Annotated in this window: 23 protein-coding genes and 2 pseudogenes; 14 read left to right on the top strand and 11 right to left on the bottom strand. The window is 38.2% G+C overall.

Annotated elements, in window-relative coordinates:
- Positions 1 to 82: 82 nt before the first annotated feature.
- Both FTV14_RS11400 and FTV14_RS11395 read right to left on the bottom strand, forming a co-directional pair.
- The gene (locus FTV14_RS11400; RefSeq protein WP_026438532.1) at positions 83 to 1,537 is read right to left on the bottom strand and encodes a SulP family inorganic anion transporter; all 1,455 of its coding nucleotides are present in this window, start codon (positions 1,535 to 1,537) and stop codon (positions 83 to 85) included.
- A 249-nt stretch (positions 1,538 to 1,786) separates the two neighbouring features.
- Positions 1,787 to 1,996, bottom strand: a complete 210-nt coding sequence (locus FTV14_RS11395) for a hypothetical protein (RefSeq protein WP_004976362.1) — start codon at positions 1,994 to 1,996, stop codon at positions 1,787 to 1,789.
- Between the two features lie 249 nt (positions 1,997 to 2,245).
- Here FTV14_RS11395 and FTV14_RS11390 point away from each other — a divergent pair, with 249 nt between their 5' ends.
- The 3 genes from FTV14_RS11390 to FTV14_RS11380 all read left to right on the top strand — a co-directional run bounded on the left by FTV14_RS11390 (position 2,246) and on the right by FTV14_RS11380 (position 3,779).
- A complete protein-coding gene (locus FTV14_RS11390; protein WP_154320144.1) occupies positions 2,246 to 2,548 on the top strand; it encodes a type II toxin-antitoxin system RelE/ParE family toxin in 303 nt (100 codons plus the stop codon).
- Positions 2,549 to 2,830: an addiction module antidote protein gene (locus FTV14_RS11385; RefSeq protein WP_000985610.1), complete on the top strand. Its 282-nt coding sequence runs from the start codon at positions 2,549 to 2,551 to the stop codon at positions 2,828 to 2,830. It abuts the gene before it with no gap.
- Between the two features lie 130 nt (positions 2,831 to 2,960).
- Positions 2,961 to 3,779 carry an AraC family transcriptional regulator gene (locus FTV14_RS11380; protein ID WP_032073151.1) on the top strand — a complete coding sequence of 273 codons (819 nt, stop codon included), beginning with the start codon at positions 2,961 to 2,963 and terminating at the stop codon, positions 3,777 to 3,779.
- 27 nt (positions 3,780 to 3,806) lie between these two features.
- Here FTV14_RS11380 and FTV14_RS11375 read toward each other — a convergent pair whose 3' ends face one another.
- Positions 3,807 to 4,403, bottom strand: a complete 597-nt coding sequence (locus FTV14_RS11375) for a LysE family translocator (protein ID WP_074163998.1) — start codon at positions 4,401 to 4,403, stop codon at positions 3,807 to 3,809.
- 426 nt (positions 4,404 to 4,829) lie between these two features.
- Between FTV14_RS11375 and FTV14_RS11370 the strand changes: the two genes are divergently transcribed.
- The 3 genes from FTV14_RS11370 (at position 4,830) to FTV14_RS11360 (ending at position 10,722) form a co-directional block, all read left to right on the top strand.
- Positions 4,830 to 5,993, top strand: a complete 1,164-nt coding sequence (locus FTV14_RS11370) for an efflux RND transporter periplasmic adaptor subunit (protein WP_032073150.1) — start codon at positions 4,830 to 4,832, stop codon at positions 5,991 to 5,993.
- The gene (locus FTV14_RS11365; RefSeq protein WP_270915313.1) at positions 5,990 to 9,094 is read left to right on the top strand and encodes a multidrug efflux RND transporter permease subunit; all 3,105 of its coding nucleotides are present in this window, start codon (positions 5,990 to 5,992) and stop codon (positions 9,092 to 9,094) included. Before FTV14_RS11370 ends, FTV14_RS11365 begins: the two co-directional genes overlap by 4 nt.
- Positions 9,095 to 9,207: 113 nt before the next feature.
- Positions 9,208 to 10,722: an MFS transporter gene (locus FTV14_RS11360; RefSeq protein WP_032073148.1), complete on the top strand. Its 1,515-nt coding sequence runs from the start codon at positions 9,208 to 9,210 to the stop codon at positions 10,720 to 10,722.
- 103 nt (positions 10,723 to 10,825) lie between these two features.
- Here FTV14_RS11360 and adeS read toward each other — a convergent pair whose 3' ends face one another.
- Together adeS and adeR are read right to left on the bottom strand one after the other, a co-directional pair.
- Positions 10,826 to 11,932, bottom strand: a complete 1,107-nt coding sequence (adeS, locus tag FTV14_RS11355; RefSeq protein ID WP_032073131.1) for a two-component sensor histidine kinase AdeS — start codon at positions 11,930 to 11,932, stop codon at positions 10,826 to 10,828.
- The gene (gene adeR / locus FTV14_RS11350; protein WP_032073130.1) at positions 11,922 to 12,650 is read right to left on the bottom strand and encodes an efflux system response regulator transcription factor AdeR; all 729 of its coding nucleotides are present in this window, start codon (positions 12,648 to 12,650) and stop codon (positions 11,922 to 11,924) included. The genes adeS and adeR overlap by 11 nt, the downstream gene beginning before the upstream one ends.
- 297 nt (positions 12,651 to 12,947) lie before the next feature.
- Here adeR and FTV14_RS11345 point away from each other — a divergent pair, with 297 nt between their 5' ends.
- From FTV14_RS11345 to FTV14_RS11335, 3 genes are all read left to right on the top strand, one after another.
- Positions 12,948 to 14,273, top strand: a complete 1,326-nt coding sequence (locus FTV14_RS11345) for an ISNCY family transposase (protein WP_096902756.1) — start codon at positions 12,948 to 12,950, stop codon at positions 14,271 to 14,273.
- 428 nt (positions 14,274 to 14,701) lie between these two features.
- A complete protein-coding gene (locus FTV14_RS11340) occupies positions 14,702 to 15,274 on the top strand; it encodes a LexA family transcriptional regulator (RefSeq protein ID WP_179994476.1) in 573 nt (190 codons plus the stop codon).
- Positions 15,271 to 16,569, top strand: coding sequence for a Y-family DNA polymerase (locus FTV14_RS11335; RefSeq protein ID WP_179994477.1), 1,299 nt, complete (start codon positions 15,271 to 15,273; stop codon positions 16,567 to 16,569). The genes FTV14_RS11340 and FTV14_RS11335 overlap by 4 nt, the downstream gene beginning before the upstream one ends.
- Positions 16,570 to 16,822: 253 nt before the next feature.
- Here FTV14_RS11335 and xseB read toward each other — a convergent pair whose 3' ends face one another.
- Both xseB and xseA read right to left on the bottom strand, forming a co-directional pair.
- Entirely contained in the window at positions 16,823 to 17,017 is a 195-nt protein-coding gene (xseB, locus tag FTV14_RS11330) for an exodeoxyribonuclease VII small subunit (protein ID WP_001058302.1), read from the bottom strand.
- Positions 17,007 to 18,275, bottom strand: coding sequence for an exodeoxyribonuclease VII large subunit (gene xseA, locus FTV14_RS11325; RefSeq protein ID WP_179994478.1), 1,269 nt, complete (start codon positions 18,273 to 18,275; stop codon positions 17,007 to 17,009). The genes xseB and xseA overlap by 11 nt, the downstream gene beginning before the upstream one ends.
- Before the next feature lie 216 nt (positions 18,276 to 18,491).
- Here xseA and FTV14_RS11320 point away from each other — a divergent pair, with 216 nt between their 5' ends.
- Complete coding sequence (locus FTV14_RS11320; RefSeq protein WP_096902800.1) at positions 18,492 to 19,796, top strand: type II toxin-antitoxin system HipA family toxin; 1,305 nt, start codon at positions 18,492 to 18,494, stop codon at positions 19,794 to 19,796.
- A complete protein-coding gene (locus tag FTV14_RS11315; RefSeq protein ID WP_000361155.1) occupies positions 19,789 to 20,067 on the top strand; it encodes a helix-turn-helix domain-containing protein in 279 nt (92 codons plus the stop codon). The genes FTV14_RS11320 and FTV14_RS11315 overlap by 8 nt, the downstream gene beginning before the upstream one ends.
- A 116-nt stretch (positions 20,068 to 20,183) precedes the next feature.
- Here the strand turns inward: FTV14_RS11315 and FTV14_RS11310 are convergent, their stop codons facing one another.
- Entirely contained in the window at positions 20,184 to 20,381 is a 198-nt protein-coding gene (locus tag FTV14_RS11310; protein ID WP_096902802.1) for a hypothetical protein, read from the bottom strand.
- 207 nt (positions 20,382 to 20,588) lie between these two features.
- Between FTV14_RS11310 and FTV14_RS11305 the strand changes: the two are divergent.
- Positions 20,589 to 21,745: pseudogene (locus FTV14_RS11305) on the top strand (IS4 family transposase).
- Between the two features lie 43 nt (positions 21,746 to 21,788).
- Here FTV14_RS11305 and FTV14_RS11300 read toward each other — a convergent pair.
- Together FTV14_RS11300 and FTV14_RS11295 are read right to left on the bottom strand one after the other, a co-directional pair.
- Complete coding sequence (locus tag FTV14_RS11300) at positions 21,789 to 22,091, bottom strand: helix-turn-helix domain-containing protein (protein WP_096902794.1); 303 nt, start codon at positions 22,089 to 22,091, stop codon at positions 21,789 to 21,791.
- A pseudogene (locus FTV14_RS11295) lies at positions 22,084 to 22,441 on the bottom strand (type II toxin-antitoxin system RelE/ParE family toxin). The gene FTV14_RS11300 and the pseudogene FTV14_RS11295 overlap by 8 nt, the downstream one beginning before the upstream one ends.
- Before the next feature lie 615 nt (positions 22,442 to 23,056).
- On the opposite strand from FTV14_RS11295, the gene FTV14_RS11290 reads away from it, so the two are divergent.
- Positions 23,057 to 23,851 (top strand): hypothetical protein, encoded by a 795-nt coding sequence (locus tag FTV14_RS11290; protein WP_031946098.1) that lies wholly within the window; start codon positions 23,057 to 23,059, stop codon positions 23,849 to 23,851.
- A 94-nt stretch (positions 23,852 to 23,945) separates the two neighbouring features.
- On the opposite strand, the gene FTV14_RS11285 is transcribed toward FTV14_RS11290, so the two are convergent.
- Positions 23,946 to 24,140 (bottom strand): type II toxin-antitoxin system RelE/ParE family toxin, encoded by a 195-nt coding sequence (locus tag FTV14_RS11285; RefSeq protein WP_050595110.1) that lies wholly within the window; start codon positions 24,138 to 24,140, stop codon positions 23,946 to 23,948.
- Between the two features lie 171 nt (positions 24,141 to 24,311).
- Between FTV14_RS11285 and FTV14_RS11280 the strand changes: the two genes are divergently transcribed.
- Complete coding sequence (locus FTV14_RS11280) at positions 24,312 to 24,671, top strand: surface-adhesin E family protein (RefSeq protein WP_179989163.1); 360 nt, start codon at positions 24,312 to 24,314, stop codon at positions 24,669 to 24,671.
- Positions 24,672 to 24,980 lie beyond the last annotated feature (309 nt).

Here is a 24,980-nt window from a genome sequence, read left to right as displayed (position 1 = left end):
CTAAAGGCTCCCATTTTTAGATTCGTATAAGGTGTATTATGTTAATTTTAGAAATTCTATATAAATATAGAATTTTTAAAACTTAAATTCTGGCATGTGTCCCATACTTATCAATCATGATCGAACTGGCTTCATTTAGACCACGTACTGTGACATTCGCACCATTCTTTTGAAATTTATTTACAACAGAATCAAGCATGGCGACTGATGTTACATCCCAAATGTGAGAATGGGTCAAATCAATAATCACCTCCTTTACATCCTCTTTAAAGTCAAAACCTTGCATGAATTTTTCAGAAGAACTAAAGAAGATCTGACCTCTCAACTCATATAAACGGGCCATTCCTTCAAAAGATGCTGTCACCTGGATATCATTTTCAAGTTTATTCGCCAGGAACAAGGCTGAAAGTAATACGCCTGTTAACACACCCAAAGCCAGGTTATGCGTAGCAACAACTACAATCACCGTCGCAATCATGACGATATTACTACTCTTAGGATTATCTTTTAACTGAGTGACAGAACTCCATTCAAAGGTACTGATAGAGACCATTATCATTACCGCTACCAATGCAGCCATTGGAATCACTTTGAGCCAGTCGCTGATAAATACAACCAGAATAAGAAGAAAAATGCCCGCAGAGAATGTTGATAAGCGTGTAAGGCCACCTGATTTTACGTTAATCATAGATTGACCAATCATTGCACAACCGGCCATGCCACCCATAAAGCCAGAAGCAATATTCGCAATCCCTTGTCCCTTACATTCCTGATATTTATCACTTGGCGTATCAGTCATTTCATCCACGATAGTTGCTGTCATCATCGATTCAAGTAAACCTACAGCCGCCAGTGCGACTGAATAAGGCAAAATAATCATCAATGTTTCAATATTCAAAGGAATATCTGGAATCAAGAACATTGGAAGTGTGTCAGGTAAAGACCCCATATCGCCCACGGTCCGTACATCAATTCCTAAAGCGATTGCCAATAATGTGATTGCAATGATGCAGACTAGTGGAGAAGGGAGTAATTTTCCTAATTTGGGAACCAGAGGGAATAGATAAATAATTGCTAAACCTAAAGCAACAAAAGCATATACATGCCAGGTCACATTAATCAGTTCAGGCAATTGAGCCATGAAAATTAAGATCGCTAACGCATTTACGAATCCAATAACCACAGATTTAGATACAAACCGCATTAACTTGGCGAGCTTTAAATAGCCTGCCAATATTTGAATCACGCCTGTCAAAATTGTTGCTGCCAGCAGATATTCAAGCCCATGCTCTTTGACCAATGTGACCATAAGCAGCGCCATTGCACCAGTGGCTGCTGAAATCATGGCAGGACGACCACCTACGAAAGAAATCACGACGGCAATACAGAAGGATGCGTATAGACCAACTTTAGGATCTACACCTGCAATAATTGAAAATGCGATGGCTTCAGGGATGAGTGCAAGACCGACGACTAATCCGGCAAGTACATCCCCACGGATGTTAGAGAACCACTGTTCTCGGACATTAGATAACATAAACATAGCCTGTTTTTTAATTTTTCAGATAGGCTAGTGATGTGATATATACAACACACAAACGACTACACCACATCACTAGACAGTGATGAGTTATTTACAGATTTAAGACGATAAATAAACTTAAGGTGGCGTAAGTGTCATAAGATGAAAGAACGTTTTAGAGTAAAAAAATCAGGACAAGGGTAACAGCTAGGTACTTTTTTATAAAGCCTGGATGTTATATCCAAGCTTTGTTTAATCGGTATTTTATGAAGCTTTTGGCTCCCCAAGTAATTGACCTATTTCCAAACGTGTATAGCCACGTTCTTTAAAAATCAAAACAATAGCCTGTTTATAATCTTCAGAAGTAGAAGTCTTATACTTAGTTATCAGTTGATTTTCAGAATTCAGCTCAAGATCATTTTTGATGGTCAATACTTCGCTAGAGATCTTGTTAAAGATATTTAGGTTAAACATACAGGCACTCGTCATCCGTATTATAGCGGCCCGACTATAACGAATACCTGTCTTAGCTACGCTAGACACCCTTGGCCGCAAGGATTACAAATTAAGAAAAATTCCGCAAGTTTTTGTCTATTGAAAGAATAAATAATCTCCCAACTGCTATCTATTTAACATAATGGTGGTTATACGAAATTCTGTTGTAGCCCCATACATTCAAGTTTATTTCTTGCATGAATGTATCCTATAGGATACATTACTCTTATGTACTCAATATATACCACTGAAGTCTTTGATGACTGGTTTACTAAGTTAAAAGACCTGCAGGCAAAAAGACGTATACAAGTCCGAATTGATCGGGTTGAAGATGGAAACTTTGGAGATACTGAACCAGTAGGTGAAGGTGTTTCTGAATTACGTTTCTTCTTTGGACCTGGCTACAGGATCTATTACTGTAAGCAAGGGCAAAGGGTCGTTATTCTTTTAGCAGGCGGAGACAAGTCTACGCAAAGTAAAGATATAAAACTTGCCCTACAATTAGCACAAGATTTAGAGGAGGAGCTGTAAATGGCTATCAAACTTCGCAAATGGGACAGTGCTGAACATCTTAAAACAGAAGAAGATATGCAAGCTTACCTACAAGCCTGTATCGATGAATCTAATGGTGATGCGGCATTCATTGCAAAAGCTTTAGGTAATATTGCTAAAGCTAAAGGAATGGCTCAATTATCAAGAGACACTGGTTTAGGTCGAGAAAGTCTTTATAAAGCACTTTCTGGCGATGTAAATCCAAGCTTTGATACTGTTATTAAAGTCGTAAAAGCACTGAATTTACGCTTAGCAATTTAAAAAAAACTAGTAAAAAAGGGAGCTTTAAGCTCCATTTTTCATTTCAACTTCGTATAACGTGTATTATGTTAATTTTAGGAAAAGTGAAAAATAATCTACAATAGAATCTACGAAAAATTGGCCATCAATTATGCCTGATTTCTCCAGTGGAAATAATTGGATTGTGAGATCCCCCACTCAAAATCATAAATTAGAAAGAATTGAAGCATTTCTTTCCAATTATGCTTATAAACCTCACCGACATGATACTTATGCTATTGGCAGGACTCTTTCCGGAGTTCAAAACTTTCATTACAAAGGTACATTGCAACATAGCTTGCCAGGCATGACTATGGTTCTACACCCGGATGAAAAGCATGATGGTGAATCAGGAACATTAGATGGCTATCGCTATAGAATGATTTACATCGAACCAGCGATGATCCAAACCATTTTAAAGGGTAAACCTTTGCCTTTTATCAGACATGGCTTAAGTAATGATATTCGCCTGTTTAGGGCAATGGATAGCTTTCTAAATAATATAAATAATTATATGGATACCCTAGAAGAGGAAGATGCTCTATTTGATTTGGCAACTACACTGTGTGAAATTTCAGATACTTCATCTAACCAAAACAAAAAATTTGACTACAAGGCAGCAGAGAGAGCGCGTGAGTGTATTTTGGCGTATCCACATGAAAACTTAAGTTTGTCAGATTTAGAGAAACATGCTGATCGTGACCGCTGGAGCCTTTCTCGTGATTTCCGATTATTATTTGGAACTAGCCCACACCGTTATATGATCATGCGTCGCTTAGAAACAGTTAAGTTCTACCTTGCTCAAGGGGAGTCTATTGTTAATGCTGCTTTAAATGCAGGCTTTTTTGATCAGAGTCATATGACCAGACATTTTATAAAAACATTTGGTTTAACTCCCACTCAATGGAAAATGATAAATATTAAAAGATAGCCGTTCGATTTGAACGGCTAATTTGTCCTACAGCAGATTTATTCCATTAAGAAAATCTTTGAACATAAAAAGCCCTGATAAAATCAAGAGTATACCCATCAGCTTATTTAGCCGATTAAACCAGATAGGATTAGCAATTTTGTTGCCTAATACTTTTCCAACCAGAGCATAGGTGAATGGTGCGCCAACAGCACCAAGTGAAATCAGTAAAGAAACTATCAAGATCATGATTCCTGTGATTTTGGCTGCAGGGTACATAATTGTCGTAACAGGTAGAATGACGAGAATGGCTTTTGGATTTAATAACTGAATAAATAAGCCATTTAAGAATGTTAGATGGCTTTCTTGCTGTTGAGTTGTTTCTACATTCGCCCTAATCATTTTTATAGCCAAGTAGAATGTATAAATTGCACCCGCTAAAGCAATATAATGAATCAATCCATGTGGAATAACAGCTTCACCTATATAGCCAAACAATACGAATAAGATCAACATGGCGAAACCAATGCCTAGGTAAAATCCTATAGTCTTTTTTAATTGACCTGTAAGGCCAGAATTTAGCCCCATAAAATTTACAGGGCCTGGGCTATACATAACGCTTAATGTATAAAGAAATATTTCCACAGAGTTCACTCAATTAGATAGCAATAAACATCAAAGAGAGAACGGTATCGAGTTATAGGCCTTAAAGATTGTACGTTTGTGCTGAACTAATTAAAAATTTCTATTTAACTTATGTTCACCTAAAGTTCACTTCATAAGTGTATAAAGAAACTATGTATTGTATTTTCAATTGCTTATATAAATATTAGTCTTGGTTTAGAATTTTAAAGTTCATGAACTATGAGAAAAAACTAAGATACGATCAAAATTGTAGAACAACAAAATTATTTATACTAATTTACAAGCCACGCTGTTTAAGCGTGTCATTAAAAAATAAATCTTTTAATCTCTCCACACAATCTCCACACAATCTCCACACAACATCAGCAATTCATAAACACTGCTATTTCAAAATAGTAGTATCTAAAACCCCCCCTCTGAAAAAGCATGTCAACACATTATCATTTAATAGGTTCAATACTTATTACAACTGTACTTTTAATCGGCTGTACACAAGCCAAAGATGCTGAACAGTCCCCAACAGAAATGCCACCAGCGGTTGTCAGTACCATCACGGTATTACCGCATTCCATGAATTTAATTGAAAATCTTCCAGGCCGTGTTGTCGCTTACCGTATTGCTGAAATTCGCCCGCAAGTAGGTGGAATTGTTGATAAAGTACTTTTTAAGCAAGGCTCTTATGTGCAAGCAGGTCAACCGCTTTTTAAATTGAATTCTGAAATATTTCAGGCAGATGTAAAAAGCAATCAAGCCACTTTAAACCGTGCACAAGCTGAGGTGACACGTTTGCAGGTGCTGTTAAAACGCTACACTGAATTAGTAAAAGTAAATGCGGTTAGTCAGCAGGAATACAACAATACCGAAGCAGATTATCAAAAAGCAAAAGCCGATGTGGCGCAAATGCAAGCCATGTTAAGCAGACAACAACTTAATCTTAAATATGCGACTGTTACAGCCCCTATCTCGGGAACGATTGGTGAAATCTTAGTGACTGAGGGTGCATTAGTTGGTCAAGGTGATACTAATGCAATGGCCGTAATACAACAGATTAATAAAGTCTATGTTGATGTAAAGCAATCAATTAGTGATTATGAAAAACTACAGGAAGCTTTACAGCAAGGTGACGTGTCAAATACCAAACATACGGTTGAAATCCTAAATAGTCAGGGTAAACCTTATAACGTTACAGGTGAAATCCTATTTTCGGATACTAAAGTTGATCCTGATACGGGTGATGTCACAATCCGTATTTTAGCCAATAATGAAAATCAAAAACTTTTGCCAGGCATGTATGTTCGAGTCAATATGAGCCGAGCTCAAGTTGAAAATGCGCTCCTAGTTCCAGAACAAGCGATTCAACATGATATTAGTGGTAAAGCCAATGTTACGATTGTTAATCAAAAAGGTTTAGCGCAAAGCAAGCCTGTTCAGCTTGGTCAACGTTATCAAAATAACTATGTGATCAAACAAGGGTTACAAGCAGGTGAGAAAGTCATTGTTGAAGGGGCTGATCGTATACAGCCTGAGCAAAAATTAAAAATTAAGCAGTGGCAACCTACAAATATTAAGGAAAATGGAGGACAGCAATAATGTCCCAATTTTTCATTAGGCGTCCTATTTTTGCATGGGTGATTGCTTTATTTATTATTCTGTTGGGTGTACTAAGCATCCCCAAGTTACCTATTGCACGATTCCCAAGTGTTGCGCCACCACAGATTAGTATTACGGCAATCTATCCAGGTGCTACGCCAAAAACATTGAATGATAGTGTTGTGACCTTGATTGAGCGGGAAATGTCAGGTGTCAAAAACTTACTTTATTACAGTTCAAGTTCAGATAGTTCTGGAACAGCAACAATCACCGCAACATTTAAACCAGGTACAGATGTAGAACTTGCACAAATTGATGTGCAAAACAAAATTAAAGCCATTGAGTCACGCTTACCTCAAACAGTGCGACAACAAGGGCTGATGGTCGATGCTGCGTCGTCTGGTTTTTTAATGATGGTGGGCTTAAGTTCACCGAATGGCAAATATAGTGAAATTGATGTCAGTGACTATATGACTCGCTATGTGATTGAAGAATTAAAGCGGGTTGACGGTGTTGGTAAAGTCCAAAATTTTGGTGCTGAAAAAGCCATGCGGATTTGGGTCGATCCAGATCGTTTGGTTTCTTATGGATTGAGTATTCAAGATGTGAATACAGCCATCCAAAACCAAAACTTGCCGATATCACCAGGTCGTATTGGTGATGTTCCTGCTTTGACGGGGCAACAAATTACTATTCCTTTAACTGCTCAAGGTCAATTAGAAACTGTAGAGCAATTCAAGAAAATTAGTTTACGTGCTCAACAAAATGGCGCCAATGTTCGACTGTCGGATGTCGCTCGTGTCGAAATCGGGGCACAGATGTATAACTTTGCGATTTTAGAAAATGGCAAAGCCTCTACAGCTGTGGCGATACAAATGAGTCCTGGTGCCAACGCTGTCAAGACTGCAGAAGGTGTTAAAGCGAAAATTGAACAGTTAGGTTCAGCACTGCCTGATGGTATGAAATTCTCTATACCTTACGACACTGCACCTTTTGTAAAAATCTCGATTGAAAAAGTAATCATGACATTGCTTGAAGCTATGGCATTAGTTTTTATTGTCATGTTTATCTTTTTACACAATGTTCGATACACCTTAATTCCGGCGATTGTTGCACCGATTGCATTGCTTGGCACATTCTCAGTCATGCTGCTTGCTGGTTTTTCGATTAATGTGCTGACCATGTTCGGTATGGTGCTTGCGATCGGGATTATTGTCGATGATGCGATTGTGGTCATTGAGAATGTTGAACGCATTATGGCGACAGAAGGCTTATCTCCAGTTGAAGCCACATCTAAAGCCATGAAGGAAATTACCAATCCGATTATTGGCATCACCTTAGTGTTAGCCGCTGTATTCTTGCCGATGGCATTGGCGTCAGGCTCAGTGGGGATTATCTATCGTCAGTTCACCATTACCATGTCGGTTTCAATTTTATTCTCAGCTTTCCTTGCACTGACATTAACCCCTGCGTTATGTGCAACGATGTTAAAACCGATTGATCAAGACCATCAGAAAAAGGGTGTTTTTGCATCGTTTGATCGCAGTTTTGAGAAGCTGAACAATCGCTATGAACGCAGTTTATTTAAAGTAATTAAACATAAAACCCTCGCAATGTTATGTTTCTTAGGCATTGTCATTGTGCTGATTTTTAGTTTTAAACACGTTCCGACTGCGTTTATGCCAGAAGAAGATCAGGGGTGGTTTATGACTTCGATTCAACTTCCTGCGGATGCAACTCAAGAACGTACCCGTAAAGTCGTTGCTGAGTTTCAAAATTATTTAGACCAAGAAACGGGGATTAAAGACAATATGGCGGTCTTAGGTTTTGGTTTTAGTGGATCTGGTCAGAATACAGCGATGTATTTTACCAATCTATTGCCATTCGAAGAGCGTACTATTACGGCACAAGAAGTCGTGAATAATGCCAATATAGCGATGGCTGAAAGTTCAGAAGGTCAAACCATGTCTGTGTTACCACCAGCAATTGATGAATTGGGTAACTCATCTGGTTTTTCACTGAGATTATTAGATCGTGGCAATATTGGCATGCCTGCTTTAAGAGAAGCACAAGATCAGCTTTTAGCATTAGCAGCACAAAGTAAAATCGTGGCGGAGGTCTATCCTGAAGGTTTGCCAGATGGCAGTTCTGTACAGCTTAAAATTGATAGAGATAAATTGCAGGCATTAGGTGTTAATTTCAGTGATGTGACCGATATTATTTCAACCTCAATGGGTTCGATGTATATCAATGATTTTCCAAATCATGACCGTATGCAGCAAGTCATTGTGCAACTTGATGCCAAATCACGCATGAGTATTGAAGATATTCTTCAGATTAAGGTGAACAGTCAAAGCGGTAAATTGGTTTCAATGTCTGAAATAATTACTCCAATTTGGCAACATTCCCCACAACAATACAATCGTTACAACGGTCGTCCATCATTGAGTATTTCTGGCAGTCCAGCAGCAGGTATATCTTCAGGACAAGCCATGACTGAGATGGAAAATTTGATTGAACAACTTCCGAAAGGTGTGGGTTATGAGTGGACTGGGATTTCTCTAGAAGAAAAACAGTCGGAATCACAAACCTTGTTTTTATTACTGTTGTCGATGTTAGTCGTTTTCCTTGTCTTGGCAGCGCTTTATGAAAGCTGGTCAATTCCATTCTCTGTGATGCTAGTTGTCCCTCTAGGGTTGATTGGCGCCTTTTTAGCAGTAATGTTACGTGGTATGCCAAATGATATTTTCTTTAAGGTCGGCATGATCACGATTATTGGTCTATCTGCAAAGAATGCTATTTTGATTGTTGAGTTTGCAAAAGCACTAAGAGAAGAAGGAATGGGTTTAGTGGAGGCAACCGTTGCAGCCGCTAAATTGCGCTTACGTCCAATCCTAATGACATCTTTGGCATTTACCTGTGGCGTTATTCCTTTAGTCATTGCCAGTGGCGCTAGTTCTGAAACTCAAAAAGCGATTGGTACAGGCGTCTTTGGCGGCATGATCAGCGCAACAATTCTAGCTGTTATTTTTGTACCGATTTTCTTTATTGTCGTCATGAGCATGGTTGAGAAATTCTCGAAACGTAAAGCGGCACATTAAGCATCAAAACTGAGAATAAAAGCTGTGGGTTAACGAGTTTAGCCCACAACAAATCTTTCATTTACATCTTTATTTCAGAATTGATTTAATAAACCATCAATATAGGTTTAATCATGAAAGCTACCAATCTTGATCCGAAACGCTGGTGGATATTGCTCGCTGTCGTGCTTGCATTTCTGCCGATTGTGATTGATATGACTGTACTGCATGTTGCGGTTCCCTCATTAACCCAATCGCTGAGTGCCACAAGTAACCAAGTCTTATGGATTATTGATATTTATCCATTACTTATGGCTGGACTTTTAGTTCCGATGGGAACTTTGGCTGATCGTGTCGGCAATCGTAAGATTCTGCTGATTGGCTTGGTTATATTTGGAATTGCCTCAGTCCTTGCGGCATTTTCCCAAACGGCTTCTATGCTGATTGCCGCACGTGCTTTATTAGCATTAGGCGGTGCCATGATTATGCCCTGTGTATTGGGTATTATTCGCAGAACCTTCGAAGACAGTCGCGAACGTGCCATTGCGCTGGGTATTTGGGGCACAATCGGATCAGCCGGTGCCGCCATTGGACCGCTCATTGGTGGGGGATTGTTAGAATATTTCTGGTGGGGTTCAGTTTTCCTGATTAACGTCCCAATCATGCTGGTTGTCGCACCAATGTGCTATTTCTTATTGTCCCGAAAAGAAGCTATAACCCCTGGACATTGGGCATTTGGTCAAGCGCTATTGCTGATTGTCGGTTTGATTTCGTTTGTATATGCACTAAAAGCAGGCTTAGGCGGTAAACAGTCGTTGTTGATTGTCTTGCCTTTGGTCGTTTTATCTATCGGCTTATTAACCATATTTGTACGCAAACAGCTGAATTCTCCTCAGCCGATGCTAGATCTTTCGCTATTTTCACGTCCTGCTATTTTAGCCGGCATTATTATGGCAATGGTTGCTGCAGGCGCTTTGGCAGGGGTTGAGTTAACTTTGGCAATGGAGCTGCAATATGTCATTCGTTTAACACCGCTGCAAGCCGGTCTTTTTATGGTTCCGATTATGGTTGCGGCCGCTATTGGCGGGCCTATTGCTGGTTTTTTATCCAATAAATTTGGACTCCGTCTGGTTGCGACCATGTCATTAATATTGGCAGCAATTGCGTTGGTCAGTTTGAGTTATTCAGATTTTCATCATCCGGGAATCATCGTTCCCTTTATTTTAGCTTCGATTGGATTAACACTGAGTATTGGTTTAACAGCTTCATCCATTGCGATCATGGGCTCAGTACCTGCAGAAAAGGGCGGTGCGGCAGGTTCACTTGAAAGTACAGGTTATGAACTGGGTACAGGACTAGGTATTACTTTATTTGGTGTTTTCATGGCCTATATATTTGGCAGTCATCTTCAAGTGCCGTCAGATTTAACTGCTGTTTTAGCAGAAAAAGCCAGACTTTCGATTGGTGATACCTATTTAGTGGCGAGCCAGTTACCCGTTGAACAAGGTACAGCATTGATTAACGCAGGTAAAATTGCCTTCAGTTCAGCTCATGTTAATTTATTATTAACAGCAGGGATTATCATCGGGATACTCTCCATTGTGGTATTTTTTATGCTAGCTAAATATCGAGATGAGAATTCATTGTGATGAAATTTATTTGAGGATCATCAAACAGAATGGTTAAGTTCAGACATCAATTTATCTTAAATTTATGGTTTAAATTAAGCCGTATTAATCTGAACTTAACACATTATAAATGAGTTGATGTCTTACGATTTAGTTGAATAGTAAAACAGCTGCCACCTAAGTTTTTGGATTTAGAATAATAAATATGACCTTGGTGTGCTTCAATAATTGCATCAATCACTGCCAAGCCTAATCCAGTACCGCCATCTAGACATGATCTAGAGTCTTCCAGTCGATAGAAGGGTTTGAACAGGTGTTTAAGATGCGATTCATCAATACCAGGACCTTCATCTTCAAACGTCAATACCCAATGTTCTGCTGTGGTTACAGATGTAATATTTATTTTTCCAGCATTCGAATATCTTAGAAAGTTAGAGAACAATGCAATAAAGACCTGTTCCATCCTTCTTATATCAACGCAAACCAATTTATCCGTCAAATTTAAAACAATAGTTAAACCTTTAACATGAAACCGTTCATTAAACATCTGCAGACATTTTTCAATACTATTTTTTAAATTGGTCTTTTCTAGTTCTAATCGTAATTGTTTATTTTCAATAAGTGTCAGTGTCCGTAAATCTTCCACAAGGTAAGATAAGCCTTCGACTTGGTTCAATAAGCTTAGGTGTAAAGCTTTATCGGCAATAAATATACCATCGACAATACCTTGCAAGCGACCTTGTAATATTGTCACAGGTGTTCGTAATTCATGTGCAATTGCAGCATTCCAAACAGTTGAATTCTTAACTGATACTTCAAGTTGGTTTGCCATTTCATTGAAGTTCTCAATAAGAGACTTGATTTCATGTGGAATATCATGATGTGGCTGTTTAATTCTGAGTGCTAAATTGCCTTGTTGAATTTGTTGAATAACATCTGCTAAATCACTAATTGGCTGTGTATAGCGTTTTCCATATTTAAAGGCGAGGATAGTAGAAAGAAAAAAGCCTGTTAATAGCACTAAAAACAGCCAGATAAAGTCAACGGAGGTAACTGAAAATTCATTTGAATTAATAACTTGTGTATTTAGAAAACCTATTTTTATCGCCCAGCTATAAACAAAATAGCCAATCATGAAAGATAACAGCGTAATGCCTAAATTGAATAGGCTCATCATGATAATAAACTGGAAGTTAATTCCAACAGAATTTTTAAAAAAGTTAAATTTCATGATTTTGATCTAAGCGATACCCCACGCCACGGACATTGATTAATAAGCCATTTACATCATTTTCTTCAAGTTTTTTGCGTAATTTGCTGATATGGCTATCTACAGTGCGATCTAAAGCATCACTTTCAGGCATACAGTTTTGGATCAATTCATTACGTGTAAAGACTTTATTCGGTGTTTTTGCCATCAAAAACAGTATCTTATACTCAGTTAACGTAAGGTTGAGCAACTGATTTCTTTGACCATTTGAAATGTAAACTTGATGATGATCTGGATTAATTTCAATATTTCTATAACGAATAATATTAGTTATTTCCATATTTTGGCTTGTACTTCGTCTAAGTACGGCTTGTATTCGTGCAATCACTTCGTTTGGGTTAAATGGCTTAATAATAAAGTCATCAGCACCCATTTTTAGCCCCATGATCTTATTCACTTGATCATCTAAGGCAGTCAGCATAATGACAGGTAAATGACTTGTTTGACGGATGATTTGTAGAATTTCCCAGCCATTTAGTTTGGGTAATTTAATATCAAGGAGAATCAGGTCGATAGAGTTGGCTTTTAGGCACTCTAAAGCTTGTTGTCCATCCAATGCACGGATGACCTGCATGTTTTCATTTTTTATGTATTTTTCAAGAATGTCACCAATATCATAATCATCTTCTACAACGAGAATGACGCTGTTTTCGAAGCTGTGCTGTAGATTTGGATACATATATTTTATCTTAGATGAAGTAGCTATGCATTTTAACATTTAATTGTGTAATGGAGATGATTAGACGAGCAGTCATTTATATTTGTAATTGAGGGGTGACATATAATAAAATTCGTTGCATATCAGTATTAATGAACAAAATGTCAATTATCATTCATTTAACATAATGGCTGTTATACGAAACGAGAGTTGTAACTCCAAAATAGAAATGTCCGGTTTCTCCAAAGTAAAAATGTCCGCTTTTAGAATATGCGCTGTTGCAATTTTCTTAGCGGACGGTTTGATATGTTGGTGTCTATGTCGGATAAAGAACTTAAACGATTGTCGGTCTTGCAAGAAATCTGTGATCAACGCATAACCCAGCCCCAGGCTGCTCAGCTACTTCATATTTCAGAACGTCAGATCAGACGTTTATTGCAAAAATACAAAACTCAAGGTCCAACTGCATTAGCCCATGCTGCACGTGGCCAAATCAGCAATTCCAGGCTTCCTGAAGAGCTCAGACTCAAGTGCCTCAATCTGGTCGCTGAACAATTCCATGGTTTCGGACCCACTTTAGCGCATGAAAAGCTCACCACCGTTCATGGCTTTGATATTTCAGTTGAAACACTGCGTTCCTGGATGATTGCAGCAGATCTGTGGATTCCTCGCGCCAAGCGCCTGAAACGCCCGTATCAGCCTCGTTACAACCGGGATTGCTTTGGTGAACTGATCCAAATTGATGGCTCACACCATGACTGGTTTGAAGGACGCGCTGCTAAGTGCTGTTTGCTGGTGTTTATCGATGATGCGACAGGAAAATTGCAGCATTTACGCTTCTGTGAATCAGAATCAACCTTTGACTATATGATTTCAACACGTTTATATGTCGAACAGCACGGTAAGCCTTTAGCGTTTTACAGCGACAAACATTCAGTCTTTAGAGTGAATCAAAGCAGCAAGAAAGACACCAAGATTACCCAGTTTGGACGTGTACTCAGCACCCTCAATATCGATATCATCTTCGCCAATTCACCACAGGCCAAAGGCCGTGTAGAACGGGCGAATAGAACGCTTCAGGACCGTCTGATCAAAGAAATGCGCTTGGAAGGCATCTGTTCGATTGAGCAAGCTAATGCCTGGCTACCCTGCTTCATTGAGCAGTTCAATCAGAAGTTCGCCAAGATGGCTTTTAATCCTAAGAATCTACATCGGCCTATCACTGAAACAGCCGAAGAATTAGATGATATTTTTACTTGGCGTGAACCCCGCAGAGTCACCAATAGCCTGACGATTACTTATGATAAATGCGTATATCTCCTGGAAAACACCGAAGAAAATCAAAGGTTGATCGGTAAGTATCTTGAGTTCCTGGAATACCCGGATGGTACTGTAGCCCTCATGCATGATGGCCGAAAGATCAATTACAGCCTCTTCGATAAATTAAGTCAGCTGAATCAGCGAGAGATTGTTGAGAATAAACGGTTGAGTGCTGTTCTGAATCATATCCAACAACAGCATGAAGAACTGGAACAGCAAAACAAACGTAATCGTTCTCAAAAGATGCCAAGCAGACGTGCACAGAAAACAGCGATTGAACAACGAAATCTAAATCCTGTGCTTGACTTGGAAATGTCCATATAGGACATTTCTATTTGGTTATTAGGTAGGACATTTCTACTTGGGAATAACAGCTTTTTAAATTGTGTTATAATTCCATGTGTTGATACTAGTTTTATAGCCCATTCACCCTCGAATGGGCTTTTTTTATGATTGTTCACGTTCCACGATCAATAACTGAACAATGTTCCACAGTTTTATTTAATGTTGCTGAACAATCAATGGATACCAGTAAAGCCCTTTAGGTCTTCTGTTGCTTCAAATATAAAGTCTCTACGATCAAGGATTAGACAATCTTTATTGTGTCGTCTGATTGATCTTGTGGCTTTGCTAATATCATGGCAATCCCAAGATTTGGGATAATACTTTATTAAAGAACGGACAATCTTGTTTTTATATTCTGAGTTTTCTATAATCTTAATTATGTTACATAATCAAGATTGATAATAAAAATGACGCAAAATAAGCATGGTGGTGCACGCAAAGGTTCTGGCCGTCCTTTTGTCTATAACGAACCGACCAAGGTCATTCGGGTGCCAGAGTCTCGTGTATTGGAAATCAAGAAATACCTGAAAAAAAATGACACTCCAAAGTTTAACGATATTTCCTCTATTAGATTGCTTGAGACAAAAACACATTATGAGATTCCTGTTGCTTTGCAAAAAGTGGCTGCAGGCTTCCCTTCCCCTGCTCAGGACTATATCGATAAGACCCTTGATCTAAACGAGTTTCTTATTCAAAACCAACAGGCAACCTTTATCGTTGAAGTGGAATCCTTATCCATGCGTGATGCAGGGATTGATCTGAATGACAAGCTAATCGTTGACCGTAGTATTGAAGCCAAGCATGGGGATATTGTTCTGGCATTGATTGACAATGATTTTACGATTAAACGTTTGATGATTGAGGGTAATCAATGCTGGTTACAGGCGGCTAATCCTGATTTTGCTGATATCCATTTGAAAGATAATCAAACCATGCTGATTTGGGGTGTGGTTACCAGTGTGATCAAGAAGTTCAGATGAGCAGTTACGAGCGGATTTATGCCCTGATTGATATTAACAACTGCTATGTCAGTTGTGAGCGGGTATTTAATCCCAGTCTAAACAATAAACCTGTGATTGTGCTCAGCAATAACGATGGCTGTGCTGTGGCAAGAAGTAATGAAGCCAAAGCGCTGGGCATCAAAATGGGCGTTCCTCTCTTTCAAATACAAGATATTGTTCAGCAACATCAGGTCGTGGTGTTATCCAGTAACTATGCTTTATATGCTGAAATGTCCAAGCGTTTTCATTCAATTTTGGCTAGTTTTGTTGCGCCACATGAACAGGAAATCTATTCAATTGATGAGTGTTTTTTAGACCTGACCAGTTATGCACAAAATTTTGACTTAACTCAGTATGCGCATCACATGAAACAACGATTGTTGGATTGGATTGGCTTACCCGTCTCGATTGGTATCGGTCGTAGTAAAACCGAAGCCAAAATGGCCAACCATCTTGCCAAAAAAAGACAGGGTTTCAAGGGTGTGTGTAACTTACTCAATATGGATTTCCTAGATCAGGAAATGCTTTATTCAGACATTGAGGTCGGTGAAGTTTGGGGCGTTGGTCGTAAGTTAGTTAAAAAACTAAATGCCATGGGAATCTATTCGGTGCTAGATTTAGTGATGCAAGATGCTCATCGCATGGCGAGCCTTTTTTCTGTGGTAATGCAAAGAACAGTATTGGAGCTGCAAGGTGTTTCTTGTATGCAGTTAGATGATGCCCCTCCCCCCAAACAGCAAATCATAGCAAGTCGTTCATTTGGTGAAAAAGTTACCGAGCTAGATGATCTCAAAGAGGCTATGGGCAAATATGTACAGGATGCAGTCATACGTTTACGAGCAGACGCTTCCTTATGTGGATGTGTCATTGCTTTTGTGCAATCGAATCCTTTTGATTCAAAGGTTCCCTATTACAGTAAATCGTTGGCTTTTGAGTTTCCTGAACCGACGGATTGTGTTTTGGATCTGATTAAAACAGCCATGCAACTGCTGGAACACATTTATAAATCTGACGTGAAATATAAAAAGTGTGGTGTAATTCTGACGGATTTAATTGCTAAGCAGCGCTTTACTCCTGACCTGCTGACAGACCACAGCCAGCGTGAAAGTAATGAAAGCCTCATGCAGACTTTAGAAGCGGTAAAGGCGAGATATGGGAAAACTAAATTAGCTGTTGGCAGCTGCTACTTACCACAACGAAAGTGGTCAATGAACCGTACTCATTTGACCCAGAACTATTTTAGCTGGCAGGGATTATTAAAGATCGGCCATTAAATTCATTAGCCCCACCTATTTGGTTTAAGTCAGCTTAATGAAGAACTCGACACATAAGCCGACACAGGCTTGATCTTCAGTCAACCATTTAACAACGTAAGTATGTTGTTTGGGATCCATGTAACACCTATAGAGGAAAAGGTGGTTAGTAATAAAACTCTGCTCAAGCAAATTTATTGGGTTAACTGTCAGTTTTCACCATCTCATGTCCTTTATTTCTAGAACATTCTAGACTTTTCTCGACCTAGAATTTTTATTCTTTAAAGGTGTCATTCAACGCCTGTTGCACAGCATCAATACGTAACTTACAGGCTTTATAGGCAGTCATGGACTCTTCAACGATCGCCATCAGGTTATCAATATCCGGTTCTTCCTGAGATTCAAGAAATTCGGCATTTTTCTTGAGAATTTCATAACCTTTCTTGAAACTTAGTTCTTCATTGTTCATGTGCGTTTACCTGTGTCACGGTGGCATCAATGGTGCCATCCTTAAGTTCAATCTGTAATTCCTGGTCAGTAATCTGCTGGATGGAACGGATAGCTTTGCCTTGGCTACGGACAATTGCATAGCCCTTGGCCATCACATTACGAGGATTCTGTAGCAAGGTTTCCCTCATCAATGACTCCACCTGCTGTGAAGCTAGTTTAATCTGTTGTTGAGCAAGATACTGAGTATCACTTTTAAGCATATCAACGCTACGCTGGGCTTCATTGATCTGGTTCTGTGTCAGAGTTTTGATAGTTTTCAGATACTGATCACTCTGGCTCTGGTAGGTGATCAACTGGTGCTGTGACAGTAGCTTGATGGTCTGCAAAGCAGTACTAACTTCATTGACTCGCTCCACAATCAGGTTACGGATCCCTGCGATCACTTTACTCGGGGTATCAAAGGAACGGTGTGCAATTTCATCCAAAATAGTGCGGTCTTTCTCGTGGCCAATACCGACCCAGATCGGCACAGTTCTTTTACACAGCAGTGCGGCCAGATCATAATCATTCAGGTAAGCTAGGTCATTCACGGCTCCGCCTCCACGGATGATCACAATAAGGTCTGGTGCTATCGAGTAATCTTGAGCCCACTGTCTTAAGGCACTACCCAAAACCTGAATGATGCTGGCAGAAGCCGTATTACCCTGAAAAGTTGCTGAATGATAAACGAAATGACAGACACCAGCCTGAGCCAGGGCATCCGCATCTTTTTTAAAGTCACCTAACCCTGCAGCATTTTCCGGTGCAATGACCAAGACATTCTGAATATCAAAGGGTACCGGCAACTGTTTATTGTTATTGAGCAGGCCTTCCTCAGTCAGTCGCAGCAGAATCTGCTGATAGCGTTTGGCGATGTCTCCTAGAGTAAAGCTAGAGTCGATATCTTCGATATTGACCGAGAAGCCATATTGCGGATCAAATCTAGCTTTGACCTTGATCAGTACATTCAGGTCTTTCGACAGTTCAATACCACTTTCTCGTTCAAACTTTAGAATTATTTTTTGTGCCGTAAATTTCCAAATGGTGCCTTTACAACTAGCGATCACCTTATGGCTTTCTTCATCTTTCTCAGCCAACTCAAGATAATAGTGACCGCCTTTAATACTTAAATTACGGATCTCAGCCTTGACCCACACTGCCCCATCAAAAGTCAGCTGGATGACTTCCTGTACAGTGGCAAGGTATTCACTAAGGCTGAGTTGTTGACGTTCTGACATGATGTAAAGGATAGCTAAAATATAAGGAGGTAAGATTTAACCCAATATTGATCAATTCTACTGCAAATCAGATGAGTTTATTGCAATTTTGAGAAATGTATAAGTTCTTCTTAGACACCTAGAGTGATCATTGAGATTTTTAGTTTAATTATACTTTTATATTAAAATAGATATATAATCAATAAAATCATTATATTTTACTATTTTAATAAAATTATGAAGCAATACTGTACACTGCAAATCTACCAAGACTATGAATGGCATGACTGTGCTTTGGTTGAGGTTACGGATGATCAAAATGCTGGATGGCAGGCAGCTACACGTACATCATATTTGTTCGAATATGCTATTTCATATATGGATCTAAGAGATGGTCATGCGCTTGCTTATGACTTACCGGTGAACGTCCAAAATAGATTGGAATCAACTTGGCCAGCATTTCTTATGGATCTATTACCTCAAGGATACGGTCGCAAAGAATTACTAAGACAGCTTGATTTTTCTGAGAATGTTCAGGAACAAGCGGACTGGGCGCTTTTAAAAGCAGGCGCAGGAAATCCAATTGGGAATCTGCGAGTCAAAGAGGCTCATGAGTGGTTACAGAGTCATTTCCCAAAGCTGCAAAATCAGGGATTTAGCCTAAGCAAAATTATTGAACGTAAAGAGAAGTTTATTGAATCGCTCGCATCTTATGGACTTTTTATTGCCGGTTCATCTGGTATTCAGGGTGAGTGGCCAAAATTGTTGTTAACACAAGGTTATGATGATCTTTTCTATCTAGATCATACTCTTCCAGATGATCAAGTTAAGCAGCATTGGTTGGTTAAATTTAGCCGCGGCAGTGATCAAAATTTGAATAAAATCCTGATGAACGAAGCTTTGTATATGAAAGTCGCTCAGTACTTGCAACTACGTGTACACCGGGATCTTGAGCTACATGGCAAGACTTTGTTTATTCCAAGATTTGATCGCAAAGTAATTAATGGCAAAGTTGAAAGAATTGCTCAGGAAAGCCTTGCATCTCTAGGTGGGAAGGCGGGCTTTGGGGTTAGAATGACCCATAATCAAATATGTACCCTGCTTATGGAGGCTTGTACCGAACCAAAGCAGGAAGTATTTGAGTATTTGAAGCGTGATCTCGCAAATGTTGCCTTAGGCAATAAAGATAACCATACTCGCAATACAGCAATCCAACGCTTCAATAATGGTAAAATTCAGCTCACACCATTATTTGATTATGCGCCAATGTGGTTACATCCTGATGGTATTGCACGTACTACTCGTTGGGAAAGAGATGATCATGGTGGTATGCCACTTTTGAGTTCTGTGATTGAGCAGATAGCTGAAAGCACTTCGATTGATCCACAAGAAATTAAAACTTTATTAATTGAACAGTTACCAATTTATCGGGGACTGTTAGAAAAGATGCAGGCTCTTCAAGTAGCGGATGAAATTCTGGAAAATAGCCAATATCGAATAATCAATATTTGCCAGCAGTTGGAGGAGATCAGCCATGGATAAACGTTTTAAACCATTGACCCCTATTCAACAAATGGAAAAAAGACTATCTGTGCTTGAAACCATCAATAATCATCCAGACTGGTCTTTTTATCAAGTTGCTCGATTTATTCGAACAGAGCTACATTTAACACTGAATGATATGGCTAAAATTACTAAGATTGCGCCACAGACACTGCAAAAAATGGAGCAACCAGGGAGCAATCCTACTTTGAAATCCATGCAGAAATTACTCGATACTTTCGGTTTACAATTACAAATAAAAGTTAAATGATTTTTAATTCTGAGCCATCGGTTTTTCTAAAATCTTATCCGTTTAAGGATACAAAGAGGAAATAAACAGGCTCTAGGTTGTTTTATGATTATTTTTAGACAAACGACTCCAAAACCTTATGTAGCAAGGGTTTTGTCTCTACAGTAATTAATTTGTTTTTGAAAAAATGGAGTAGAGTGTTTGAAATATGAATAATCGAATTCGGTTTCTGTAAGCACAGTAATTTCATCTGCATGTGCTTTATATTCATCTATATTTTCGAGTAATTCATCCTCTGAGAATGGGAGTTTTTTTTGATTTTCAGTGTCGTTCATAGAGTCATATCCTGAGAAGTTATTTAGATCATCATAAACCAGACATTTTTAATGGTGAGAATACAGACACTTTAAATGGTTTCTAACACAAAAAAGGGAGCTTATAGCTCACTGCTGTCCCATAGTTTGATTTAAATAAAAAAACCTGAGTCTGAATCGTTAAAATATAAGTGCGAACCAACACTTTAACGACCAAGGACTCAGGTTTTGTCATATCAGAATACCGTATTTCATCAATTGATTAAACCCATACTCCGACAAGATTTTGAACGTCTTGTTCAAATACATCATGTCGGTCAGAAATTTAGAGCCGCTTCAAGATGGGATCAGTTCATTGCCATACTGATGTCTCAACTTTCCTGCAGACAAAGTCTGCGGGATATTCAATCTAATCTAGAGTGTCAACAAGAAAAGCTGAATGCTCTCGGAGCAAAGTCTATCACCCTCGCAGTACACTGGCTCGAATCAATCAGGAACAGCCTGCAGCCTTGTATGAACAGCTATTTTACACCTTGCTTAAATCTTATGAACACTCAAAAGTAGCTCATAAATTCCGCTTTAAGAATCCCTTATATTCCCTGGATGCCAGCCATATTGATCTGTCATTTTCCTTATGTGAATGGGCCAAAGTGCATGAATCCAAAGCCAGCATGAAACTTAGCGTTGGCTTAAATTACAGCAATACCATTCCTGAATTTGTGGCGCTTGGGGATGGCATTGAAAATGATATGGTACAAGGCAGAGCATTCAAATTTCCTGCTGGCAGTATTGTCGTATTTGACAAAGGATATATTGATTATCAATGGTTTGCCCAATTGACTCATCAAAAGGTCAGTTTTGTCACCCGATTGCGCCCAAAGACAGTTTATCAAGTGAAATCTAGCCGCAGCGTATTAGCATCTAAAGGTATTATTGCGGATGAATGGATTGAATTAAGTAGTGCTTATGCAAAGAAAAGAGGTGCTCCCAAATTATTAAGACGTATAGAATTTTATGATACCGATAAGAACAGGACGTTTGAGTTTCTGAGTAATAACTTTCATCTGGCAGCATTAACGATTGCTGCAATTTATAAAGACCGTTGGAAAGTGGAGCTGTTCTTTAAAGCACTTAAACAGAATTTAAAATTAAAGTCATTTCTAGGCCGAAGCCGTAATGCCATACAAACTCAAATTTGGATCGCGTTAATCGCCTATTTGCTGGTGAGTTTCGCTCAACATCTGGGGAAAGAAGGCTGGACAGTGCAGCGCTTACTCAGAATCATTCAAGTGAATTTGTTTGAAAGAAAAACGTTAAAAGCTTTATTCTCACCCGATAAAATCCCCATTAAACAAGAGGAAGCTTATTTAAGCTTCCTCTTGTGAAAAATTGTGGGACAGCAGTGGCTTATAGCTACCTTTTTTATCGTTACACATTAAATCCTATATGTTTTCCTGTTGGAAGCTCCACATCAATACGGAGCTTACCACCCATTGCCTCAACATACTTTTTCATGGTTGAAATCTTTAAATCATTACCACGATTTTCAATTGCTGAAAGTGATGGCTGTTTTATTCCCAAAGTTTCAGCAAGTTCTTTTTGGGAAATCTCTAACTCTTCTCGAATAAGATGGAGCTGAGTCTCTAACAGTAGCTCATCAGCCATTTTTTTAATACGTGCTTGGCTCTCTGGAGAGCGACTAACCAATAATTCCTGTAAGGTTTTAGCCATTAGATTGTTCTCCTAGGGTTGAGAGATGAAGTTCGTATTGCTGTTCTGCAATGTCCAGCATCTCTTTTATAGAAACGCTTTTTACCGCCTTTATCACCGATGCAAAGCACAATGGCCTGTCGTAATGGATCAAATGCAAAAAAGGCTCTAAGTGGTTTACCTCTATGCTGAACGCGTAGCTCTTTCATATTGGTAAATTTAGAGTCATACACGGTATCCACTAAAGGGCGACCTAAGCTAGGTCCCTGCTGCTGTAGAACGACCAAAGCTGCGAGGACTTTCTCTTGTGTTGATTCATCTTGCTGCTCAAGCCACTCATTAAACAGATCTGTTGTGATGACTGTCCACATATCACAACCAAAATATAGATTATAGTCTATATTTTATAGTGAACTTAGTCAGTTTTCAAATGGTAATAAAAAACCCCGACATCCTGTCGGGGTTTTTCGTGTTTGGTTGCAAGGTATAACTTCTGTCGTACCTAACCATCCTTGTGCTGATCTTTCTTATTCTTGTTGTTTGGAGCTTCCTGCTTTCCTTGACTACATCATAAGAAATAAAGCTTTGATCAGCTAGAAGCAGATTCCTTAAATTACTGTACGTCAAAGCGTACAAAAATGGCTTAAAAATAGCCCCAGAGTTATCCCCATAAATTGTGGATTTTTTTCAGGTTGAAAGCCTTATAGATTGTAGGTGATTTTCTGTTTTGAGTGTTTTTTGAGCAAAAATGTTGGCAAAAAATATCAAAACCGCTCATAAAAAAGCCGACTTGTTTCAAAATCGGCTTTTTGTGCATTTTTAGATTTTTCTGGTTTTATTAAGTATCTGATATTTATATTAATATACAAGTGTATTGCGTATAACCACCATTATGTTAAATGGACAATTAATAATTGAATATTTCACCTTTTTTTTTAATTAGTAGCTAAAATTACTTTATAATTTAAACTTATAAGGTATTTAAAGTGAAAAGTCCTCTTTCTAAAATATTTCTACTAAATATTCTCATAATGGCTGGTAGTGTTGCGTATGCCATTGAAGTTAAGCCATTCAAATTTATAAAAAATAATGAAGGTTATCCAGAAAATATTGGTTTATATAAAATAACAAATAAATACAGTGAGTTATATGTAAAACAGTATCCATTTTCTATTGAGAACAATAATAGAAATGCTGGTTTTATTAGTGAGATCGACCCACAATGTGAAATCTTAGAAAAGATATATAAGCAACAGCAGAATACTTATGTTGTAACAAGTACATGTGGCGCATGGTTTGGTATGAGTAGCCCAGAAAGCCATTATTTTATATATGAGTTTAACGATCTAGCAAAATTAATTAAATCTGAAACTATTGAATTCAAAGAGTCATTAGATATTACTATTTCAGAGCTTAATTCAGGTATAAAAATAACATCAAGCCAAAGTCCTAAAACTGGGAAAAAATATGATTATGAATACAAAAATGGGAGCTTATATGACTTCTCAACATCTATGAATAGAAATTTAGTTTCAAAAGAAAATGATAGAATCTGTAAGGGATTCTATGATCAAGTTTATACTCAATTTAAGTATTCTTATGTACCTGGTATGACTAATCTTTTTGAAATTTTACCTAGACATGCTTATTCATGGGTTCCAAACAAAATAAAATCTAGTGAAGAATTATCAGATAAATTAGCCAATGATTTAAAAGGGAAAGATCTAACACAACGTAGAAATGTTCCTTATTCAAGATTTAAACAAGACTATTGTTCTTAACTAAACTTAAGTATTCCTAAAATTAATATAATAGGTGCTATGCAAAGTCAAAATGTTAGAACCCATTCAAAATGGGAGCTATAAGCTCCCATTTTTAGTCTTTAATACGCTTTTTAGCTTCGTCATAAACTATGCTATCAGCTCGTTTCCCGACTGTGATGAGCAAGATAACTACCTGATCATCTTTAAATTGATAGACAAGTCTGACACCAGCTTTTAATAATTTAATTTTATAGCAACCTGCAAGATTGCCTCTCAGCATATTCTTTGGAATATGTGGCTGCTCTATGACTTTGGCTAGTTACTTCTTAAATTGATCTCGTATAGCAACAGGGAGTTTTTCCCATTTGTGTGTCCTTACCCATTTAACCCATTTAAAATTATTAAATTAAAAAATAAATTGAACAACAGAAATAATATAAGTATATTTCTGGAAATTAGCTTTAAAGAGACTAAGTAGGTGAAAAGACTATTAAAAATTACATTAATCAGCGTAATGGTTCTTAATGCTCAAAATATATTTGCAAAAATAATTATAGATAATGCAAATTATCAATCTAAAATTATAAAATTAAATAGTACAAAGAATCCCAAAATAACAAGAGCTTGGGTAGAAACCGAGTTTAAAGAGGAGAAGAATAGGTCAACAGTTCTATATGAGATAGATTGCGAACAAGAAAAATTCCGAAGACTAGGAGGAGTTATGTACAAAGAAGTAACAGGTGATCCAATAGCTATGGAACCTACAAAAGAAGAATATATAATTCCAAATACAAATCTAGATACGCTTAAAAGGGAGGTATGTACAGGAAAATATTAGAAAAACTTGAGAGATTTGGGGGATCAGAGAATTATTGTAGTTATCCTGATCTAAATGACAATTCAAGAGTAAAGATAGAAAAAATTTGTTATTTAATTTAGGGCGGCACTGTCACACGAGGGTGTAAATAATTCTGTGTAAATACAGTTTTATTTACAGTCTCTAAAGCTCCCTTTTTATAGGGCACTGTTGCAAATAGGCTGACATGATAAGCTAAATATCTTATTTATTTCGAGATACAGCAGATGAATCCCTTCCACGGTCGGCACTTTCAAGGTGAAATCATTCTTTGGGCTGTTCGTTGGTATT

Origin of the sequence: Acinetobacter sp. YH12236, from assembly GCF_013417645.1 — a bacterium.
Lineage (GTDB): Bacteria > Pseudomonadota > Gammaproteobacteria > Pseudomonadales > Moraxellaceae > Acinetobacter.
The sequence above is the reverse complement of the archived record's forward strand: the minus strand, read 5'-3'. Positions and strand labels throughout refer to the sequence as shown.

Excerpts from the sequence above, each read along its gene's own strand:
- FTV14_RS11400 (WP_026438532.1), bottom strand. The coding sequence starts at position 1,537 with ATGTTATCTAATGTCCGAGAACAGTGGTTCTCTAACATCCGTGGGGAT.
- FTV14_RS11395 (WP_004976362.1), bottom strand. The coding sequence starts at position 1,996 with ATGTTTAACCTAAATATCTTTAACAAGATCTCTAGCGAAGTATTGACC.
- FTV14_RS11390 (WP_154320144.1), top strand. The coding sequence starts at position 2,246 with ATGTACTCAATATATACCACTGAAGTCTTTGATGACTGGTTTACTAAG.
- FTV14_RS11385 (WP_000985610.1), top strand. The coding sequence starts at position 2,549 with ATGGCTATCAAACTTCGCAAATGGGACAGTGCTGAACATCTTAAAACA.
- FTV14_RS11380 (WP_032073151.1), top strand. The coding sequence starts at position 2,961 with ATGCCTGATTTCTCCAGTGGAAATAATTGGATTGTGAGATCCCCCACT.
- FTV14_RS11370 (WP_032073150.1), top strand. The coding sequence starts at position 4,830 with ATGTCAACACATTATCATTTAATAGGTTCAATACTTATTACAACTGTA.
- FTV14_RS11360 (WP_032073148.1), top strand. The coding sequence starts at position 9,208 with ATGAAAGCTACCAATCTTGATCCGAAACGCTGGTGGATATTGCTCGCT.
- adeS (WP_032073131.1), bottom strand. The coding sequence starts at position 11,932 with ATGAAATTTAACTTTTTTAAAAATTCTGTTGGAATTAACTTCCAGTTT.
- adeR (WP_032073130.1), bottom strand. The coding sequence starts at position 12,650 with ATGTATCCAAATCTACAGCACAGCTTCGAAAACAGCGTCATTCTCGTT.
- FTV14_RS11345 (WP_096902756.1), top strand. The coding sequence starts at position 12,948 with ATGTCGGATAAAGAACTTAAACGATTGTCGGTCTTGCAAGAAATCTGT.
- FTV14_RS11340 (WP_179994476.1), top strand. The coding sequence starts at position 14,702 with ATGACGCAAAATAAGCATGGTGGTGCACGCAAAGGTTCTGGCCGTCCT.
- FTV14_RS11335 (WP_179994477.1), top strand. The coding sequence starts at position 15,271 with ATGAGCAGTTACGAGCGGATTTATGCCCTGATTGATATTAACAACTGC.
- xseB (WP_001058302.1), bottom strand. The coding sequence starts at position 17,017 with ATGAACAATGAAGAACTAAGTTTCAAGAAAGGTTATGAAATTCTCAAG.
- xseA (WP_179994478.1), bottom strand. The coding sequence starts at position 18,275 with ATGTCAGAACGTCAACAACTCAGCCTTAGTGAATACCTTGCCACTGTA.
- FTV14_RS11320 (WP_096902800.1), top strand. The coding sequence starts at position 18,492 with ATGAAGCAATACTGTACACTGCAAATCTACCAAGACTATGAATGGCAT.
- FTV14_RS11315 (WP_000361155.1), top strand. The coding sequence starts at position 19,789 with ATGGATAAACGTTTTAAACCATTGACCCCTATTCAACAAATGGAAAAA.
- FTV14_RS11310 (WP_096902802.1), bottom strand. The coding sequence starts at position 20,381 with ATGAACGACACTGAAAATCAAAAAAAACTCCCATTCTCAGAGGATGAA.
- FTV14_RS11300 (WP_096902794.1), bottom strand. The coding sequence starts at position 22,091 with ATGGCTAAAACCTTACAGGAATTATTGGTTAGTCGCTCTCCAGAGAGC.